The organism is Bacillus sp. LR--39, assembly GCF_053613335.1.
The window spans coordinates 1-535 of record NZ_JBSIOT010001499.1 but is presented as its reverse complement, the minus strand read 5'-3'; the positions used below and the strand labels follow the sequence as shown (position 1 = coordinate 535).

At 46.7% G+C, this 535-nt stretch carries 2 protein-coding genes; both read right to left on the bottom strand.

Annotation, left to right across the window (positions count from 1 at the left end):
• Nucleotides 1–91, bottom strand: a 91-nt coding sequence (locus ACWHAR_RS31395; protein ID WP_452088968.1) for a hypothetical protein, incomplete at its 3' end; no start/stop codon positions are given.
• 26 nt (nucleotides 92–117) lie between these two features.
• Nucleotides 118–535: S-adenosylmethionine:tRNA ribosyltransferase-isomerase (locus ACWHAR_RS31390; RefSeq protein WP_452088967.1), on the bottom strand; the 418-nt coding region annotated here is incomplete at its 5' end.

The window sequence follows — 535 nt, the reverse complement described above, 5'->3', positions numbered from 1 at the left end:
AGGAGCCGTGAGGCGTATGCACTTTGCCCAGCCGCGCTCCTGTTTGTTTGCATTCTTTTATAAATTCATAGCGTATTGGTTGTTCAGCCACTTTTGATGAGGCCTCCTGTTCTCAAATTATATAATCAGCATCGCGTCTCCGAAGCTGAAGAAACGGTATTCCTCTTCCACTGCATGGTTATAGGCACGCAGAATGTTTTCTCTTCCAGCAAGCGCGCTGACCAGCATAATCAATGACGATTTCGGCAAATGGAAGTTTGTAATCATTCCGTCAATGGCTTTAAATTCATAGCCCGGATAAATAAAAATAGATGTCCAGCCGCTTGATGCTTTAAATTGCCCGTCATGTTCCCCGGCAATCGTCTCAAGCGTGCGTGTTGAGGTCGTGCCGACAGAAATGATCCGGCCGCCATTTTCTCTTACTTTGTTTAAGGCCGCAGCCGTTTCTTCCGACATTTGATAAAACTCTGCATGCATATTATGCTCTTCCACTTCATCGGCACTCACAGGGCGAAACGTTCCAAGGCCTACGTGC